The 17830-nt window shown below is 39.4% G+C and carries 16 protein-coding genes and 1 pseudogene; 9 read left to right on the forward strand and 8 right to left on the reverse strand.

Annotated features, from left to right (window positions below):
• The first annotated feature begins 336 nt into the window (after positions 1–336).
• Both RCG21_RS04245 and RCG21_RS04250 read left to right on the forward strand, forming a co-directional pair.
• Positions 337–1128 carry a nucleotidyltransferase domain-containing protein gene (locus RCG21_RS04245; RefSeq protein ID WP_133339825.1) on the forward strand — a complete coding sequence of 264 codons (792 nt, stop codon included), beginning with the start codon at positions 337–339 and terminating at the stop codon, positions 1126–1128.
• A 28-nt stretch (positions 1129–1156) separates the two neighbouring features.
• A complete protein-coding gene (locus RCG21_RS04250; RefSeq protein ID WP_133339823.1) occupies positions 1157–1696 on the forward strand; it encodes a DUF1697 domain-containing protein in 540 nt (179 codons plus the stop codon).
• A gap of 450 nt (positions 1697–2146) precedes the next feature.
• On the opposite strand, the gene putP is transcribed toward RCG21_RS04250, so the two are convergent.
• Entirely contained in the window at positions 2147–3628 is a 1482-nt protein-coding gene (gene putP / locus RCG21_RS04255) for a sodium/proline symporter PutP (protein WP_308912888.1), read from the reverse strand.
• 222 nt (positions 3629–3850) lie between these two features.
• On the opposite strand from putP, the gene RCG21_RS04260 reads away from it, so the two are divergent.
• Entirely contained in the window at positions 3851–4405 is a 555-nt protein-coding gene (locus RCG21_RS04260) for a thioredoxin family protein (RefSeq protein ID WP_133338074.1), read from the forward strand.
• A 159-nt stretch (positions 4406–4564) separates the two neighbouring features.
• Here the strand turns inward: RCG21_RS04260 and plsY are convergent, their stop codons facing one another.
• A complete protein-coding gene (gene plsY, locus RCG21_RS04265) occupies positions 4565–5179 on the reverse strand; it encodes a glycerol-3-phosphate 1-O-acyltransferase PlsY (RefSeq protein ID WP_133338076.1) in 615 nt (204 codons plus the stop codon).
• A 413-nt stretch (positions 5180–5592) separates the two neighbouring features.
• Between plsY and RCG21_RS04270 the strand changes: the two genes are divergently transcribed.
• The 3 genes from RCG21_RS04270 (at position 5593) to RCG21_RS04280 (ending at position 8720) form a co-directional block, all read left to right on the forward strand.
• Positions 5593–6534: a diacylglycerol kinase gene (locus RCG21_RS04270; protein ID WP_026573575.1), complete on the forward strand. Its 942-nt coding sequence runs from the start codon at positions 5593–5595 to the stop codon at positions 6532–6534.
• 107 nt (positions 6535–6641) lie between these two features.
• Complete coding sequence (locus RCG21_RS04275; RefSeq protein WP_133338078.1) at positions 6642–7193, forward strand: cysteine hydrolase family protein; 552 nt, start codon at positions 6642–6644, stop codon at positions 7191–7193.
• A 63-nt stretch (positions 7194–7256) separates the two neighbouring features.
• The gene (locus RCG21_RS04280; protein ID WP_133338080.1) at positions 7257–8720 is read left to right on the forward strand and encodes a nicotinate phosphoribosyltransferase; all 1464 of its coding nucleotides are present in this window, start codon (positions 7257–7259) and stop codon (positions 8718–8720) included.
• A 136-nt stretch (positions 8721–8856) separates the two neighbouring features.
• Here RCG21_RS04280 and RCG21_RS04285 read toward each other — a convergent pair whose 3' ends face one another.
• Both RCG21_RS04285 and RCG21_RS04290 read right to left on the reverse strand, forming a co-directional pair.
• The gene (locus tag RCG21_RS04285; protein WP_026573578.1) at positions 8857–9228 is read right to left on the reverse strand and encodes a hypothetical protein; all 372 of its coding nucleotides are present in this window, start codon (positions 9226–9228) and stop codon (positions 8857–8859) included.
• Entirely contained in the window at positions 9228–9761 is a 534-nt protein-coding gene (locus RCG21_RS04290) for an acyl-CoA thioesterase (protein WP_133338082.1), read from the reverse strand. Before RCG21_RS04290 ends, RCG21_RS04285 begins: the two co-directional genes overlap by 1 nt.
• 595 nt (positions 9762–10356) lie before the next feature.
• Between RCG21_RS04290 and RCG21_RS04295 the strand changes: the two genes are divergently transcribed.
• Positions 10357–10578 (forward strand): hypothetical protein, encoded by a 222-nt coding sequence (locus RCG21_RS04295; RefSeq protein WP_308912889.1) that lies wholly within the window; start codon positions 10357–10359, stop codon positions 10576–10578.
• A 101-nt stretch (positions 10579–10679) separates the two neighbouring features.
• Here the strand turns inward: RCG21_RS04295 and cidR are convergent, their stop codons facing one another.
• Positions 10680–11573, reverse strand: coding sequence for a cidABC operon transcriptional activator CidR (gene cidR, locus RCG21_RS04300; RefSeq protein ID WP_133338084.1), 894 nt, complete (start codon positions 11571–11573; stop codon positions 10680–10682).
• A 135-nt stretch (positions 11574–11708) separates the two neighbouring features.
• Here cidR and rlmD point away from each other — a divergent pair, with 135 nt between their 5' ends.
• A complete protein-coding gene (rlmD, locus tag RCG21_RS04305; RefSeq protein ID WP_133338086.1) occupies positions 11709–13082 on the forward strand; it encodes a 23S rRNA (uracil(1939)-C(5))-methyltransferase RlmD in 1374 nt (457 codons plus the stop codon).
• 143 nt (positions 13083–13225) lie between these two features.
• Here the strand turns inward: rlmD and RCG21_RS04310 are convergent, their stop codons facing one another.
• Positions 13226–13366 carry a hypothetical protein gene (locus tag RCG21_RS04310; protein ID WP_165976346.1) on the reverse strand — a complete coding sequence of 47 codons (141 nt, stop codon included), beginning with the start codon at positions 13364–13366 and terminating at the stop codon, positions 13226–13228.
• Positions 13367–13579: 213 nt separating this feature from the next.
• On the opposite strand from RCG21_RS04310, the pseudogene RCG21_RS04315 reads away from it, so the two are divergent.
• Positions 13580–15061: pseudogene (locus tag RCG21_RS04315) on the forward strand (MFS transporter).
• 146 nt (positions 15062–15207) lie between these two features.
• On the opposite strand, the gene RCG21_RS04320 reads toward RCG21_RS04315, so the two are convergent.
• Positions 15208–16761 carry an ABC-F family ATP-binding cassette domain-containing protein gene (locus RCG21_RS04320; protein ID WP_133338088.1) on the reverse strand — a complete coding sequence of 518 codons (1554 nt, stop codon included), beginning with the start codon at positions 16759–16761 and terminating at the stop codon, positions 15208–15210.
• A gap of 483 nt (positions 16762–17244) precedes the next feature.
• A complete protein-coding gene (locus tag RCG21_RS04325) occupies positions 17245–17568 on the reverse strand; it encodes a DUF3870 domain-containing protein (RefSeq protein ID WP_208025408.1) in 324 nt (107 codons plus the stop codon).
• Between the last annotated feature and the right edge of the window lie 262 nt (positions 17569–17830).

Below are 17830 nucleotides of genomic sequence, written 5' to 3' on the forward strand. Positions count from 1 at the left end.
TTATAGAAAATTGTCGATGCAATAATCGACATTCTTTTTATCATTTCCCAGGAAAAAAGCCAGTAGTGAAAAGGATTATTTTGGATTTACTCAAACGTTTGGTTAAAAGGGAAACGTAATGAATAGTGTCGACAGATGTAGAAATGGTGTTAGTATGACATTGTTTAGCAGCGTTTTACATAATACCCTAAGGTCAATTCTAAATATTGACATTCTTTTTAGTCGCATTTTATAAGAAACTCTTATTTTAAAGTGCTTATAGCATTTTTAATCAAACGATTGATTGGAAAGAATGTATGGAGAATTAGGTCGAAGTTTGATGAAAAGAGGGTTGCTATGAGGGAACAAATTCAAAAGGTTTTGATGACCTTGGAAATGGATAAAGATATGAAGGTCCTTTATGCTTGTGATTCAGGGAGCAGGGCATGGGGGCTTTCATCTGACGCTAGTGATTATGATGTAAGATTTATTTATGTTCATAAGAGGGAATGGTATTTATCCATTGACCAAGGAAAAGATGTCCTGGAGGTTCCAAGATCGGCATTTCCTTTTGGTGAATCAATTTTGGATATAAGTGGTTGGGAATTAACAAAGGCATTAAGGCTATTTCGGAAATCGAACCCTTCCCTTTTGGAATGGCTGCATTCTAGTATCGTTTATACAGAGCCATTTTCAACAATGGATCGGATGAGGGAGTTAGAACAGAAAACTTTTTCTCCGATTTCCTGCATATATCATTATCTTAAAATGGCGAAAGGGAATTTTTGGGACATCCGTCAGGGGAATGACATTAAAGTTAAAAAGTATTTGAATGTAATCCGCCCTCTTTTGATTATAAAGTGGATTGAAATAAATCATACTTTCCCTCCTATAGAACTTCGCTTCCTAGTTGAGAGGCTTCTCCCTTTCGGAAAGCTGAAAGAGGACATCGAAATGCTCTTAAATAGAAAAATAGCTGGGGAAGATTTAATAGTCGATTTAAAAATGGATCGAATTAAGGAATATGTGGAGAAAGAGTTTGAACATCTTGAAAATTATATAAAAGGTGTAAAGAATGAGATCTCAAATCCAACAGAATCTCTTAATCGGCTTTTTAGAGAAGCTTTGGATGAGGTTTGGGGGAAATAGGTTTAAACCTGTAAAGTGAGGTTTTGGAATGGTTTATATTGCCTTATTACGTGGAATTAATGTAGGCGGTCATAATAAGATTAAAATGGCGGATTTAAAAAAGCTGTTAGAATCGATGGGATTAAAAAAAGTAAAAACTTATATTCAAAGTGGAAATGTTGTCTTTGAATCGGAGGAGGTTGCCGCGGAACTGACTCAAAAAATAGAGGAGGCAATCCAGAAAGAGTTTGGTTTTTTTGTCACTGTTGTCATTAGGACTGCTTTGGAATTGAATCAGATTATCGAGAAATGCCCATATTCTCCTGACAATCTTTTAGAAGGCGAAAGTGTCCATGTGGCCTTTTTGGCAGGTATGCCTCCTGAGGAAGGGATTAGCCATCTTCAAAACTTTAATAAAGGTGATGACGAATATTTTATTGAAGGGCAGGATGTATACTTATTCTTCCGTCAAAGTATACGGAATTCAAAGCTGGCAGCCCAGCTTCCGAAGCTAGGGGTTCCTGCGACTGTCCGAAACTGGAAAACGGTAATGAAACTAGATTCAATGGTGAAAGAAATGGAAATATAAAAGTCTCAGGGGAGAATTGGTGCTGAATTTGTTCTTTAAAAAGGAGGATGAAGACCAAATCTTATGAGGGAAGCCGACGAAATGTTCTTCAAAAGGGGGATGAAGGCCAAAACTCTTGAGGGAAGTCGACGAAATGTTCTTCAAAAGGGAGATGAAGACCAAATCTCATGAGGGAAGCAGATGAATTGGTCCTCAAAAGGGGGACGAAGACCAAATCCCAGAAAGAGAGCCAACGAAATGTTCTTCAAAGGGTCAATGAAGGCAAAATCTTAGAAAGAGAGCCAACGAAACGGTCTTCAAAGGGTCAATGAAGGCAAAATCTTAGAAAGAGAGCCAACGAAACGGTCTTCATAGGGTCATGAAGACTAAATCTCAGAAAGAGCGCTGATGAAATGGCATTCAAAACAAAAAATAAAACCCGCCCGGATCAATTCCGAGCGGGTTGAACGATTATGCTCCAGTTTTTAACAAACGGACACTTTCATCAAATTCTTTTTCAATTTCATCGTTTTTCTTATGTGTAGCCAAGCTGACGATAACAGAAACGATAAAGTTGAGGACGAAGCCTGGAACGATTTCGTAAAGAGTATCACCTAAACCAACGTTCTTCCAAACGATAACTGTAACCGCACCCACAATCATTCCGAATAGGGCACCCCAGTTGTTCATTTTTTTCCAGAATAAACTTAAAAGAATGATTGGACCGAAAGAAGCTCCAAATCCTGCCCAGGCATAAGCAACAAGGCTTAAAATTGTGCTATTTTGCTTGAAGGCAAGAGCGGAAGCAACAACAGCGACAATTAGCACTGCCATTCTTCCTAAGAATACAAGTTCTTTATCCTTAGCGCCTTTACGGACAACAACCTTATATAAGTCCTCAATTAACGCACTAGAGGTAACGATTAATTGTGAAGAAATCGTACTCATAACAGCGGCAAGAATTGCGGCTAAAGCAAATCCTGCAAATAATGGATGGAAGAAGATCTGGCTCAATGAAATAAATACAGCTTCTGGATTATCCAGTTTATGTGCAGCATTATGATAGAAATAAGCTTTACCAATTAAACCAGTGAAGATTGTCCCAATTAATGTGATAATCATCCAGCTCATCCCAATACGGCGGGCGCTTTTTGTTTCTTTAACCGTACTAATTGCCATAAAGCGCACAATAATATGCGGCTGGCCAAAGTATCCGAGGCCCCAAGCCATTGCAGAAATGATTCCAACGAATGTTGTACCTTTGAACCAATCGAGTAATGTTGGGTCAATATGGCGGATGGTTTCAAACGTTTCCGCCGGTCCTCCTGTTTTAAAAATGCCAAGAAGTGGAACGAATAACAAGGCAAGAAGCATCATTAATCCTTGAATAAAGTCGGTATAACTTACGGCAAGGAAACCGCCGAATAAAGTGTAGGCAACAACAACGCCGCCAACGATATAAAGACCCGTATGGTAGCTAGTCCCAAAAGAGCTTTGGAAAAAGACAGCACCGGAAACCATCCCAGATGATACATAAAAAGTAAAGAAAATAAGAATAACAATACCAGAAACAATACGGAGTAATTTTGTGTTGTCTTTAAAACGGTTTTCTAAGAAGCTTGGAATGGTGATGGAATCATTTGCGACTTGTGTGTATGAGCGCAGGCGTGGTGCAACGAGTTTCCAGTTTAGGTAAGCACCAATGGTTAGCCCGATAGCAATCCATGCGCTTGCAAGACCGGTAACATAGATACCGCCAGGCAGACCCATTAGTAACCAGCCGCTCATATCTGCAGCGCCGGCACTTAAAGCGGTTACAGCAGGCCCCAAAGAACGGCCGCCAAGCATGTAATCTGTGAGGTTGCTTGTTTTGCGATATGCATACCATCCAATTAACAACATCCCGGCCAGGTAAATCCCGATCGAAACTAGTTGTAAAGTTTGATGAGACATTCATTTTCCCCCTTTATTATATTGGAAATAATTAAAAATAATATTTCCTCTATAGAAAATATTCTATCAACTTTGTATAAATATGACTAGTCCCTAATAATTATTTTTTTGAAATAGTATTATATAATTGTAAAATAATGTTATCTTTAGTCGTGAGCACATGCGTTGCACCTAATAATCTAATCAATTATCCTTGAAGAAAATGGAAGGGGCGTTAACAAAATGAACTTAAATGAATGGTTTCATAAGGGACTCACCACGGATGAATACATTAGTTCAATGACCAGGAATAAAGAGGAAATGCTTTCTATTTTTGAGGGCTATCGGGTTAGTGAAGAGGACCAAACAAAGCTAGAGCCTTTAAAAGTAAAGGGCCTTCGTGCAATTGTTATTACGGAGGACTGGTGTGGGGACGCATTATTGAATAATCCAATCTTGCTGAGAATTTCGGAGGCGGCTAACATGGAGGTTCGTTTTGTACTTCGTGACCAGAACCTTGAGCTGATGGATCAATACTTAACCAATGGGACCTCCCGTGCGATTCCAATTTTTATTTTTATTGACCAAGAGGGAAATGAAATAGGTGTTTGGGGACCAAGAGCACCTGAAATTCAGGCACTTGTGGAAAAGGGCCGTACAGAATTGCCGGATAAAGAAGCGCCTGATTTTCAAGAAAAACAAATGGCTTTATATAAACGCTTGGCGAAATCCTACCAAACAGACACAGGCGTTTGGCAGACCGTAGCCAATAGCATATTAGCAACTCTTTTAAAATAAGGCTGTGTTAAAGGACATTATTGATTTTTTAACTCTGTTGAATGGAGTGGAAGGCACGCCCGCGAACGGCTTGTCCCTGGAACAGAAATCAACAGACAAGTTTAACACAGCCTAAAATAGAATGAGAAGTCTCCGGCTGAAAAGGCAGCCGGAGACTTCTCATTTTTTTATTGGTGGTATTCGATCGCTTTTTATGTTTTTATCATTAATATTTGGCTCGATTCCAAGGATGAAATTACGGATGTTTGAACGATGAAGGTAAATTAAAAAAATTGAGAATACGAGAAAGATGAGTTCAGACTCCAATTTGGGAGATAAAAAAGCATAGGTGAGCATACTAAGGCCGACTGAGATGGAGCCAAAGAATACGTATTTGGTTAAAAAGATAACGGAAAAGAAGGTAAAATATGCAATGATAAATAAAGGGAGATTGGCAACTAATAAGGCCCCTGCAGTAGTAGCAATCGCTTTCCCGCCTCTAAACCCGGCAAAAATCGGGTAGCAATGTCCCAAAACGGCAGCAAACCCGAAGAAAAGCGGCTCGTGGTCAAGATGGAGGTACAACGGCAGATAGGAGGCAGCCGCCCCCTTCCCAGCATCAATAAGCAGTACGAAAATCGCTGATTTTTTCCCCAAAACCCTTAAGGTATTGGTTGCGCCAGGATTTTTGCTTCCGTGCTCACGAATATCAACACCAAAGATTAGTTTGCCTACAATTAAGGCGGTCGGAATACTTCCTATTAAGTAGGAAGCAAGTAGGAGCAACCAAAACATTTTCATCCATCCCTTGTCAAAGTATTTATAGCACTCTAGCAATCTAAAATGGTATTATTTTCATGGAAAGCTTATTATTCAGCAATCAAGAAGGAGCCCATTTCGAAACCATTTGATTTTGGTCAAGTTGCTAATAGCTATGCTGGCTCAAGAGAGGATATTCCCGTAAACTTAAATGAATAGATTACGGAATGGTAAAGGGCTTACTTGAGCCTTCTTTTTAGTGTTAAGAGCGCTTTTTTTGCAAAATAATAAAAAAACGTTATGATAATAGACGGACGTTTCAGGTTAGAATAGTCATTATGGCTATCGATAAGATTGTAAGGCAGAATATTAATTGGTAGAATATAGAAGGTGGAACGAGACATACAAAAAAGCCAATTGTTGATTTCAAAAAATAGGATGATGATGGAATGAAGAGAGCTAGATTAATTTATAATCCTACATCGGGGCGTGAGATTTTAAAACGTAATCTCCCGGAAATCCTTGCAAAATTAGAGACGGCCGGCTATGAGGCATCTTGTCATGCAACTACCGGTGCAGGGGATGCGACCGAAGCAGCACGGATTGCCGTGAAGCGTCGGTATGATGTAGTTATTGCAGCAGGCGGTGACGGAACGATTCATGAAGTAGTCAACGGTCTTGCAGAACAGGAATTTCGGCCAAAATTAGGGATTATTCCTGCTGGTACGACCAATGATTTTGCCCGCGCTCTGCATATTCCCCGTGATATTAGTGCAGCTGTTGATATTATTACAAAAGGGGATTTAATTCCTGTAGATATTGGCCGCATCAATGATAAGTATTTCATTAATATTGCAGGTGGCGGGAGAATTACGGAACTTACATACGAAGTGCCAAGCAAGTTAAAAACGATGCTTGGTCAACTGGCTTATTATTTAAAAGGGATGGAGATGCTTCCATCCATCAAGGCCTCTGAGGTTAGAATCGAATACGATGGAAAGCTTTTTGAAGGGGAGGCTATGCTGTTTCTAGTAGGGCTGACTAATTCAATTGGAGGGTTTGAGAAGCTTGCCCCTGACTCATCGATTAATGATGGCCTTTTTTCATTATTAATTTTGAAAAAAATTAACCTTGCCGAGTTTGTCAGGGTTGCCACTTTAGCGATTCGTGGTGAACACGTTAATGACTCAAATGTCATCTACACACAGGCCAATCGGATCAAGGTATATTCAAACGAAAAGGTTCAATTGAATTTAGACGGAGAATTCGGTGGTTTGCTCCCGGCAGAATTTGAAAATCTGTATCGCCATTTGGAAGTGTTTGTTCCACTAGATGATATTCGCCCGCTTGACCGCCCGACAGATTGGGTGCCGGGGAAAAGATATAGCTAAAAAATCCGTTCCTTTGAGAGCGGATTTTTTAGTGAGATAAGTAGAATTTTGTGTATAATGGATGAAAGACAGTAGTCAAGACGGGAATGTGAAGGAGTGAACGAAATATGTCAAAAAGAGCATTAATCAATATCGATTATACCAATGATTTTGTAGCGGATAACGGTGCGTTGACCTGCGGTGAGCCAGGCCAAGCGATTGAAGAAAAAATCATCGCTTTAACAAAGGAATTTATTGCAAACGATGATTATGTTGTTTTTGCCATTGATGTTCACGACAAAGGGGATGAATACCATCCCGAAACAAAATTGTTTCCACCGCATAATTTACGGGGAACCGATGGCCGGCATTTATTTGGCGGGCTTCAGGCAGTTTATGAAGAGAATAGGCTTCATGATCATGTTACTTTTATGGATAAGACAAGATATTCTGCTTTTGCCGGTACTGATTTAGAGATTAAGCTCCGTGAACGGGGAATTACAGAGGTGCATCTTGTCGGAGTTTGTACCGATATTTGTGTCCTGCACACAGCAATTGATGCCTATAATAAAGGTTTTAAAATTGTGGTCTATAAAGAAGCAGTGGCTTCTTTTAATCAAAAGGGACATGAATGGGCTCTAGGACATTTTGTACAATCGCTTGGCGCTATGGTTAAATAGTCATTAAAATGATAGAATGATTAAAATGGTGAAAATGCTCTTGCAGCAATTCGGAGGTCTATGATGAAACACATTTATCATGATGATAGCTTAACATTACATACGGATCTGTACCAGATTAATATGACTGAGACTTATTGGAAAGACGGAATACATAATAAACGTGCAGTCTTCGAATTATTTTTCCGAAAACTTCCATTTGGGAATGGCTATGCTGTTTTTGCAGGATTGGAAAAAGTGATTCAATATATTCAAGGCTTCCGTTTTAGTGAAGAGGATTTAGCGTATTTAAAAAATGAAGTTGGTTATGAGGATGATTTTTTAAGTTATCTTAAGGAGTTAAGATTCACAGGAACGATTCGCGGGATGAAAGAAGGAGAGCTTGTCTTTGGTAATGAGGCGATCCTTCGAGTAGATGCTCCATTAGGGGAAGCACAATTAATTGAAACGGCCTTGCTTAACATTGTGAATTACCAAACATTGATTGCGACAAAAGCATCAAGGATTAAACAAGTAGTTGGCGATGAAGTGGCGATGGAATTTGGGACACGACGGGCACAGGAAATGGATGCAGCCATTTGGGGAACAAGAGCGGCTTATTTAGCAGGATTTGAGGCAACAAGTAACGTCCGGGCGGGAAAATTGTTTGGAATCCCAGTGTCGGGTACCCATGCCCATTCGATGGTACAAGCTTATAAGGATGAATACACTGCTTTTCACAAATATGCCGAAGCCCACAAGGATTGCGTTTTTTTGGTTGATACTTATGATACGCTTAGGCTGGGTGTGCCAAATGCGATTAAAGTGGCGAAGGAATTAGGCGATAAAATTAATTTCATTGGAATCCGCCTTGATAGCGGTGACTTGGCCTACTTGTCAAAAGAAGCGCGTAAAATGCTCGATGAGGCAGGCTTTGAAAAAGCAAAGATCTTTGCATCGAGCGATTTGGATGAGTATACAATCATAAACTTAAAAGCCCAGGGTGCAAAAATTGAAAGCTGGGGAATCGGTACGAAACTGATTACAGCATACGATCAGGCGGCGCTAGGTGCTGTGTATAAAATTGTGGCAATTGAAAATGAGCAGGGGGAAATGGAGGATACAATTAAAATTTCCTCTAATCCGGATAAAGTGACGACACCGGGCATGAAGAAAATTTACCGAATTATTAATAATCAGAACAATCATGCTGAAGGGGATTATATTGCGATGGAGGATGAAAAGCTGCCGGAAAGGCGGTTGAAGATGTTCCATCCTACCCATACGTATATTAATAAGGTCGTCACGAACTACACGGCAAAAGAGCTTCATGAAGATATCTTTGTAAAGGGTGATCTTGTGTACGAAATTCCATGTCTGGAAGAGTCACGGGAGTATCTGAAACAAAACCTTAACGCTCTTTGGCCTGAGTACAAGCGGACCATGAACCCAACAGATTACCCAGTCGACCTAAGCCAAAAATGCTGGGATAACAAGATGAAAAATATTGAAGAAGTAAAAGAGAAGGTTGCAGAAATGCAGGAATAAGTTCTATTAGGCGCCCCTTTAGTAAGGGGCGCTTTTTGATGAAAAAACAGGAACTGGGGTGTAGTTCCTGTTTTTCCTTGCAGAGGTGGAATTTTAATTCCGTTAAGGGGAAGACCTTTGCTATATCCAAAAAGTATTATTGAATACTTGAGGACCCAACTAATGATTCGGGCTCATGACCCAGTATAAGCTGACTAATTTTAGAGTAGCCAATCGATTTAAAATCGGTAAACATTTGCTTTAATACCTCGATATCAGCATCCGTTACTAATTTCTGTAACTCTCTTTTATAGAGTCTAAGCACAGAGCCATAGACGAACTTAGGTGTATGTTCTCCCGGATCTTCTCCCATAATTAAGCATCCCATATAGTGGTATTTAAATTGAAATGCCCGGGTAAGGTTAATCATATCCTGGAATTTTTCAAAAAGACCTGGATATTCCTTTTTTAATGTTGCAAGTACTTCTTTTGCTTCAGTTAATTCATCAAGGCTTGATAAAGTAATCATTATTTCTCCTCCTCTTCTGTGTCCCAAGGCTTTTTAAGTGATATATAAGCAGCTAATTCTTTTGATTTTTGTCTTCTGATTTTCCGGATTTCAGCACGTTCTTTCGCGGTCTTATAAAGGAATATTTCCTCCTCTGTTTCAGGTATAACACCAGGAACTTCTACCGGGCGTTTATTTTCTCCAAAGGCAACAAAGGTTAGAAAAGCGGTTGCTGCGATTCGGCGTTCACCGGTCATGATGTCTTCGGCAATGACTTTGCAGAAGACCTCCATTGATGTTTTTCCTGTATAGGTAACAAACGATTCGACACAGACTGAATCTGTTTGGTGGATTGGACATAGGAAATCGATGGAGTCGGTTGAAGCTGTTACACATTCTTTTTCCCGGGAATGTCTTCGTGCAGATAGGGTTGCGGCATCATCGAGCTTTTTCATTAAAACTCCGCCGAATAGTGTATTATAGTTATTTAAATCGCAAGATAATACTTGTGCAGTATTAATGATGCGGCTCTCTTTTACTTTTTTTGCGTTCATCTAGGTTGCATCCTTTCAAGTTGGAATATAGTCTGTTGAGGGTTAGCACTATTTCCAAGTGGCTAAAGGGTTTTTCTTGCATTTACAAGTGTACGCCCGGTTGCAATGTAAGTAAAATGGTTATATTTTATCAGTAGTATAGCTTTTATCTATGTAAATGCTTTCAGTTATGCAAAAACGGTTATGGTTTGTTATTAAAAGAAATAGAAGATTGTCGTGTTCAGCGTTCGATGCTCGAACAGATAAAAAAAGAGCGTCCGTGGTCACCGAGAGAAGGTGTAGATGCCCGAGTAGATAAGAAAAGAGCGTCTGTGGTCACCGATAAAGGTTGTAGATGCCCGAGAAGATAAAAAAAGAGCGTTCGCGGTCATCGAGAGAGGGGGTAGATGCCCGAGCAGATAAAAAAAGAGCGTTCGCGGTCACCGATAGAGGGTGTAGATGCCCGAGCAGATAAAAAAAGAGCGTTCGCGGTCACCGATAGAGGGAGTAGATGCCCGAGCAGATAAAAAAAAGAGCGTTCGCGGTCACCGATAGAGGGTGTAGATGCCCGAGCAGATAAAAAAAGAGCGTTCGCGGTCACCAATAAAGGCCGAAGATGCCCGAGCAGATAAAAAAAGAGCGTTCGCGGTCATCGATAAAGGCTGTAGATGCCCGAGCGCATAAAAAAGAGCGTCCGCGGTCACCGATAAAGGCAGTAGATGCCCGAGAAGATAAAAAAGAGCGTCCGCGGTCACCGATAAAGGCAGTAGATGCCCGAGAAGATAAGAAAAGAGCGTCCACGGTCACCAATAAAGGCCGAAGATGCCCGAGCAGATAAAAAAGAGCGTCCGCGGTCACCGATAAAGGCCGAAGATGCCCGAGCAGATAAAAAAAGAGCGTCCGCGGTCATCGAAAGAGACCTTAACCTAAATATCGCACCTATTTGTGATAATGCTTTATAAGTTCTTTTTTCGTAAACTCCAGCCACTCTTTCGCCGCATAAGAAAGGTATTGATTCTTCCCCCAAATCATCGCTAAATGCCAGCCGATGGAGGGGTTAACCACTCTAATTGCCCTAACGTTTTGATTTAAGTTATGGCATACACTTTCCGGTAATAGGGAAACCCCAAGCTTATTGGCAACCATCTCTTCAATAAAAGAACGCTGTGAACTTTCAGAGATAATATGCGGGTTAAAGCCCACACTATTACAAGAAAGAATAATCCGGTCGTTTAAGGCAAAATCCTTATTAAATAAAATAAACGCCTCATTTTGTAGTTCAACCAGTTCAACCTCCGAGCGATCAGAAAACGGGTGAGAGGGGTGAAGGATAAGATTCAAATCCTCCTCCATAAAAGAAAAATGCTCAAAAAGTTCATTTTTCGTCGGAAGCACAATGATACCGACATCAAGAAGATTGTTCGCCACATCTTCTTCGATCTTCTTTGAGCCATCCTCCACTAATTGAAAGGTAATACCAGGATATTTTTCATGAAAGCTTCCAACAATTTTGAGGAAAATAGCCGCGTCAAAAATCGGCGGCAAACCAATCCGGATATGCCCTTTTTTAAGTCCTAATAAATTGTCTAGTTCTGTTTCTAAATTATTAAAAGCTTTATCAATTAATTTTGCCTGCTCAAGGATCACCCGGCCGGCATCCGTTAACGTTAATTGCTTGCGGGAACGGTCAAAAAGCTCCACTCCTAGCTCAGTTTCAAGGTTTTTTATCATCTTACTGATCGTTGGCTGTGTAATAAACAAATGTTCAGCCGCACGGGAAAAACTATTAAAATTCGTTACTTCAATAAAATATTGTAAATGTTTAATATCCACACTTGTACACCTGCTTATGTTAAAGGTTTAGGCTTATTTTACTTCTAATCGGTTCATTCTACCACGTGTGCTTCGTATTCCAATCCTAAATATGATACAATCTTGCTAGTCAAATCGAAGAAAAGGAAGAATTAGATGAGCAAAACATTACCAGTGAGTAAAAATGAATATATAGATGTGGTTTTTGAAGATTTAACCCATGATGGAGCAGGTGTAGCTAAAGTGGATGGATTTCCGCTTTTCATTCCTAATGGACTGCCTGGTGAAAAGGCAAAAGTGAAGGTAATTAAGGTGAACAAGGGCTACGGTTTTGGAAGATTAATCGAGCTTTATGAAAAAAGCCCCTACCGGGTTGAAGTCGACAGCAGTGAGGCCAATAAGTACGGTGGCTGTCAGCTTGAACACATTAGTTATGAAGGGCAGTTGAAGTATAAGGAAAATCTGGTACGCCAGGTACTTACCCGAATCGGAAAGCTCGAGGACGTGAAGGTTCACCCAATTTTAGGCATGGAACATCCTTGGTATTACCGTAACAAAGCACAGGTTCCAGTCGGAGAAAAGGACGGCAAGCTGATTTCTGGCTTTTTTAAACCAAGGAGCCATGAAATTGTCGATACGAATGAAAGCCTCATCCAGCTTCCGGAAATCGATGAGGCTGTTCAGGTGGTAAAAGAAATCTGCGGTGAGCTTCATATTCCTGCCTATCAGGAGGAAACGCATAAAGGGGTTCTTCGCCATATTATGGCCCGTTATGGTAAGCAAACAGGAGAATTAATGGTCGTGATCATAACAAGGACATCAGATATTCCCCAAAAAAACAAGCTGATCGAAGAAATTTCAAAGCGGCTGCCGAGGATTAAATCGATTGTCCATAACGTGAATTCGAAGCGGACAAACGTCATTCTTGGTGAGAAAACAACCGTTTTATGGGGAAATGAAGTTATTTACGATTATATTGGCGATGTAAAGTTTGCAATTTCAGCCCTTTCTTTTTATCAAGTGAATCCTGTTCAAACAAAAGTGCTTTATAATAAGGCACTCGAATATGCTGGCTTGACTGGTGATGAAAATGTCATTGATGCGTATTGCGGCATCGGAACAATTTCTTTATTTTTAGCACAAAAGGCGAAGAAGGTCTTCGGTGTGGAAGTGGTTCCGGAAGCGATTGAAGACGCGCGGCGTAATGCAGCTTTAAACGGTTTCACCAATGCGGAGTTTGCCGTTGGGGAAGCGGAAGTTGTAATCCCTAAGTGGTATAAGGAAGGCAATACAGCGGATGTATTAGTTGTCGATCCGCCGCGTAAAGGCTGTGATGAAGCTCTGCTGCAAACGATTATTGAAATGAAGCCGAAAAAGGTTGTCTATGTATCCTGCAACCCCGCAACGTTGGCAAGGGATTTACGGATCCTTGAAGATGGGGGCTATAAAACCTTAGAAGTCCAGCCGGTGGATATGTTTCCACAGACGACACATGTGGAGTGTGTGTCGCAACTTATGTTAAAAGTGTAACCCCAAAACTTTACGTTTTTGATTGTGCTCGTTTTGTGTGAAAATAAACATTTCCGTTTCCTGGGCCCGATTCAGTTCTAACCCTTGATCAGGCTTTTCATTAACTGGAAGGGCAAATAAAAGATATAAGAAGGCAGTCTCATTTAGGGGGCAGTCTTCTTTTTAAAATTGTTTAATCCTCTTACATCGAATAATTTTATCCTTTCATGTGTCCGCCACTCAGTCGTTAATGCTTTTAACAAGGTTCGTTGCTTTGCATACAAGTTCATACCTTCTTCCTCCATAATTAAAAATTCCTCCTCCTTTTGAATTCATTACTTTATTTTTGAATGTATTGTTCAATTTTGCCCATATATGCAATAAGGTGATAGATTTTTACAATTGGAAATAAGCCAAAAATTAAGAAGCTCCACGAAAATTTTATTTGAATAGCAATGAAGAAGCCAGTTTAAAATAACATCATGATTTGACTTTTAATATGAATTAGGGTGAACTGATTGGTTGAAAATGCGGAAAAATGGGCAGGGTTTAGAAAAAAATCCCAAAGAAGACTAAGAAAAGATGATATTACCATTGTGGATACAGATGCTACAAAAAAAGCAGTGGTAGCAACTGCTCTTGGAAACGCGATGGAGTGGTTTGATTTTGGAATTTACTCCTACTTAGCTGTAATAATAGGAAAAGTGTTCTTTTCGGGCGTGACCGGGCCGCTCCAATTAGTATATTCATTTGGTACTTTTGCTGTGGCATTCCTCGTTCGTCCTCTTGGGCGGGATGTTTTTTGGCATGTTGGGTGATAAGTTAGGACGAAAAAAGATATTAACCATCACTTTAGTGTTAATGTCTCTAGCTACTTTAAGTATGGGGTTGATACCAAGCTATGCGAAAATTGGAAATCTGGCGCCTATATTGTTGCTTTTAGCCAGATTAGTTCAGGGATTTTCTACAGGCGGCGAATATTCAGGTGCCATGACATTCATCGTGTAATCTTCACCCGATAAAAAAAGAGGCTTTTTGTCAAGCGGGTTAGAAGTAGGAACATTAGTAGGATATATTGCTGGATCCGGCATCGTAACGATTCTCAGTTTTTGGCTTGGAGACGATAAAATGCAGGATTGGGGATGGCGGATTCCTTTCTTTATAGCTGCTCCGATCGGCCTAATTGGTCTTTATTTGAGAAACCATTTGGAAGAGACTCCTATCTTTGAAGCAATGAAAGAAGAAAAGCCTAAGGAAAATGAAAAAGGGTTAATCAAAAAAGTTTTTGTTTATCATTGGCCACAACTGTTAAAAGGGATGGTTTTAGTTTTATTTTTTAATGTTGTGGATTATATGTTGTTATCGTATATGCCAGCTTATTTAAATGTTGTCCTCGGTTATGAAGAAACCAAAGGTCTTTTGTTGATTCTAATTGTGATGTTTATCATGATTCCCATTGTTTTACTCATGGGTTATTTCAGTGATCGAATAGGGAATAAACGCATTATTTTAGGAGGCTTGATTGGGGTAATTCTTTTATCCATCCCTTCTTTCAAGATGATTGAAAGCGGGAATAATTTGACGGTTTTTTTAGGGCTGATGATATTAGCTATTCTTTTAGCTACCTTCGAAGCAACCATGCCGTCTATGCTACCTTCTTTTTTTTTACACAAGTAAGATATGTTGCGCTGGCCATTACATTTAATATTTCTGTTTCTCTATTTGGCGGAACAACTCCATTGGTGATGGCGTGGCTTATAAAAGTGACAGATAACAAGATGGTTCCAGCTTATTATATTATGGCTGCATGTTTAATTGGTCTTGTCGCCATGTTTTTTGTAAAGGAAACCACGGGGAAAGCGCTGCGGGGATCAGCACCAGCAGTAGAGGAAAAACATGAAATTGCGGAAATTCTGGAGGATCCTCATGAGGCCCTTTGGTGGAAAGAGGAGGGAAGAAATATTGTTGAAAAAATGGCTGAATCGGAAAATGAAAAATAGCTATACTCTAAATAGAAAAATTAATCCAATATTACATGTGCGAACTAAGAAATCTAAAGTATATTTTTATTAAAAATTTTGGATGGTTTATAAAAAGGGGTACCCAAGTGAAATTTTATTCATTGGGTACCCCCTTACTCTTTTATTTAAAACACTTTCGTAGTCCAATCCTCACAATTCCAAATATCGGTCGCAATTTCACGATAGAAATCAGGTTCGTGGGATACCATCAAAATACTTCCGCGATATGCCTTTAAAGCACGCTTCAATTCTTCTTTTGCGTCCACATCCAAGTGATTGGTAGGTTCGTCTAAAATTAATAAATTTGTTTCTGTGTTTAATATTTTACACAATCGAACTTTAGCTTTTTCGCCACCAGAAAGGACTTCGATTTTACTTTCAATATGTTTCGTCGTTAATCCACATTTTGCAAGAGCAGCACGGACTTCAGCCTGATTCATACTTGGGAACTCGCTCCAAATCTCTTCAATACAAGTGTTGTAGTTGGACTGTTTAACTTCCTGCTCGAAGTAACCGATGTATTGATACTCACCACGTTCCACTTTACCCTCCAGCGGATCAATCAACCCAAGAATACTTTTTAAAAGAGTAGACTTACCAATACCGTTTGCACCCACGAATGCAATTTTTTGTCCGCGTTCCATTTTTAAATTCAGAGGGCGGGAAAGTGGTTCATTGTAACCAATAACGAGATCTTCAGCCGTAAAAATATAACGACTAGCTGCACGAGCTTCTTTGAAGTTAAACTCTGGTTTTGGCTTCTCTTTCCCTAATTCAATAATATCCATCTTGTCAAGCTTCTTTTGACGAGACATCGCCATGTTACGAGTCGCAACACTTGCCTTGTTTCGGGCCACGAAATCTTTCAAATCAGCAATTTCTTGTTGTTGACGCTTGTAAGCAGACTCTAGCTGCTGCTTCTTCATTTCATATATTTTTAAGAAGTTATCATAGTCACCAACATACCGATTCAACTCTTGGTTTTCCATATGATAGATCAAGTTAACAACATTGTTCAAAAATGGAATATCATGTGAAATCAAGATAAACGCATTCTCATATTCCTGTAAATAGCGCTTCAACCATTCGATATGCTGTTCATCCAAATAGTTCGTAGGCTCGTCTAGTAATAGGATTTCGGGCTTTTCTAGCAAAAGCTTAGCTAGCAAAACTTTCGTACGTTGACCACCGCTAAGATCATCTACATCTCGATCGAGTCCAACATCATCTAATCCTAGACCACGAGCAACTTCCTCAACTTTTGAATTAATTCGATAGAAATCATTACTATCTAAAGTTTCTTGTAGCTCTCCAACTTCTGCAAGTAATGCATCGATATCAGCGCCTTCATCACCCATTTTTGCATAAAGTTCATTGATCTCTGATTCAGTATCAAAAAGATATTGAAAAGCAGTACTCAAAGCGTCACGCATCGTAGAGCCTTTTTGAAGCACAGCATGCTGATCTAAATAACCAACACGAACTTTTCGTGACCACTCAACTTTCCCCTCGTCGGGTTGCAGCTTCCCAGTAACAATATTCATGAAGGTAGACTTACCCTCACCATTTGCCCCAACTAGTCCAACGTGCTCACCTTTTAAAAGTCGAAAAGACACATTATTGAAAATCGCACGATCACCGAAACCGTGACTTAAATTTTGTACGTTTAATACGCTCATTTTTTTAACCCCTTATCTAATGTCACATGTGGATATCTTACTAGATTTTGGCTGTTTTTTCTATCTTGAAGTTATTTTTTGTGAAAAATGTAATTTGATTTTTGAGCTAAATTGAAGTCTGTCCCAGCTTAATAAAAAGAGATTATTGAGTTATATTTACTTGGGTGTATAACAATTCTGTAAGAGTCTATTATACAACCTAACCTGAAGGTAAGATATGAGTTATTCCCACTTGGGAATAAGTGTAGAAAAATGGAAAATGTTAGACATCTTTCTGTCAATATCCTTTGGACTATTCAACAAACAAGGTTAGATTGTTTAGTATCGACTAATTAGATATTAAGGTAAACTATCGCCATACAATGGCCGAATACAAGAAAGGTAGCTTTTTAAATGGCTACTGACGGCAGATTCTTCTGGATTAAAAGTGTCTTAATGGACACTACTAAAAATGCCAACCATTAGAGTGGGAATTTTTTAGGTTTATTTATGAATGTTTAATTGTTCATATTGATAAAACAAATCTTTGAGTGCAGCTGTTAGAGCATTTGTCGCTCGGCCTCTATAGTGATTTTGCAAAATACGAATGGGTTCATCAATACCATCCTTCAGACTTAATCCCTTTAGAAGTTCATCTACATAATTTCTACCATGTTCCGTTGCTAACGTACATGATGCCTCAATAATAACCCCATATTTATTGTCAATTTCCGCTGTTATCGTCAATGTATCAAAAACACTTTTTGCAGCCATTCCTTGTGGTAAACGTGCATGTCCGGCTAGAAAGTAAGTATGGATGGAAGCCATTGGAAACATCTCCTTAAATGATTGTTAGTATAATACTAATTTATTTTATGACCAGCCATAATCAACCTTCCTAAATTTGATTGAGATACAGCCTAATCGTTGCTAAAAACAAAGCAATTTACTCATTTAATATAGTTGCAAGAATAATGCCGTTCATATGATATCTCCAAAACCTTGATATTTATGGAACAGGATAAGAAAAAATGATATGAATATTTCATTTTTGAAATTTTTAGTGAAAACAAAATAGTTTTTTTAGGGA

Origin of the sequence: Bacillus salipaludis (genome assembly GCF_030938565.1) — a bacterium.
Classification (GTDB): domain Bacteria; phylum Bacillota; class Bacilli; order Bacillales; family Cytobacillaceae; genus Neobacillus; species Neobacillus salipaludis_A.

Bases quoted from the DNA above. Each gene is read 5' to 3' on its own strand.
- RCG21_RS04245 (WP_133339825.1), top strand. From the start codon at position 337: ATGAGGGAACAAATTCAAAAGGTTTTGATGACCTTGGAAATGGATAAA.
- RCG21_RS04250 (WP_133339823.1), top strand. From the start codon at position 1,157: ATGGTTTATATTGCCTTATTACGTGGAATTAATGTAGGCGGTCATAAT.
- putP (WP_308912888.1), bottom strand. From the start codon at position 3,628: ATGTCTCATCAAACTTTACAACTAGTTTCGATCGGGATTTACCTGGCC.
- RCG21_RS04260 (WP_133338074.1), top strand. From the start codon at position 3,851: ATGAACTTAAATGAATGGTTTCATAAGGGACTCACCACGGATGAATAC.
- plsY (WP_133338076.1), bottom strand. From the start codon at position 5,179: ATGTTTTGGTTGCTCCTACTTGCTTCCTACTTAATAGGAAGTATTCCG.
- RCG21_RS04270 (WP_026573575.1), top strand. From the start codon at position 5,593: ATGAAGAGAGCTAGATTAATTTATAATCCTACATCGGGGCGTGAGATT.
- RCG21_RS04275 (WP_133338078.1), top strand. From the start codon at position 6,642: ATGTCAAAAAGAGCATTAATCAATATCGATTATACCAATGATTTTGTA.
- RCG21_RS04280 (WP_133338080.1), top strand. From the start codon at position 7,257: ATGAAACACATTTATCATGATGATAGCTTAACATTACATACGGATCTG.
- RCG21_RS04285 (WP_026573578.1), bottom strand. From the start codon at position 9,228: ATGATTACTTTATCAAGCCTTGATGAATTAACTGAAGCAAAAGAAGTA.
- RCG21_RS04290 (WP_133338082.1), bottom strand. From the start codon at position 9,761: ATGAACGCAAAAAAAGTAAAAGAGAGCCGCATCATTAATACTGCACAA.
- RCG21_RS04295 (WP_308912889.1), top strand. From the start codon at position 10,357: ATGCCCGAGCAGATAAAAAAAGAGCGTTCGCGGTCATCGATAAAGGCT.
- rlmD (WP_133338086.1), top strand. From the start codon at position 11,709: ATGAGCAAAACATTACCAGTGAGTAAAAATGAATATATAGATGTGGTT.
- RCG21_RS04310 (WP_165976346.1), bottom strand. From the start codon at position 13,366: ATGGAGGAAGAAGGTATGAACTTGTATGCAAAGCAACGAACCTTGTTA.
- RCG21_RS04320 (WP_133338088.1), bottom strand. From the start codon at position 16,761: ATGAGCGTATTAAACGTACAAAATTTAAGTCACGGTTTCGGTGATCGT.
- RCG21_RS04325 (WP_208025408.1), bottom strand. From the start codon at position 17,568: ATGGCTTCCATCCATACTTACTTTCTAGCCGGACATGCACGTTTACCA.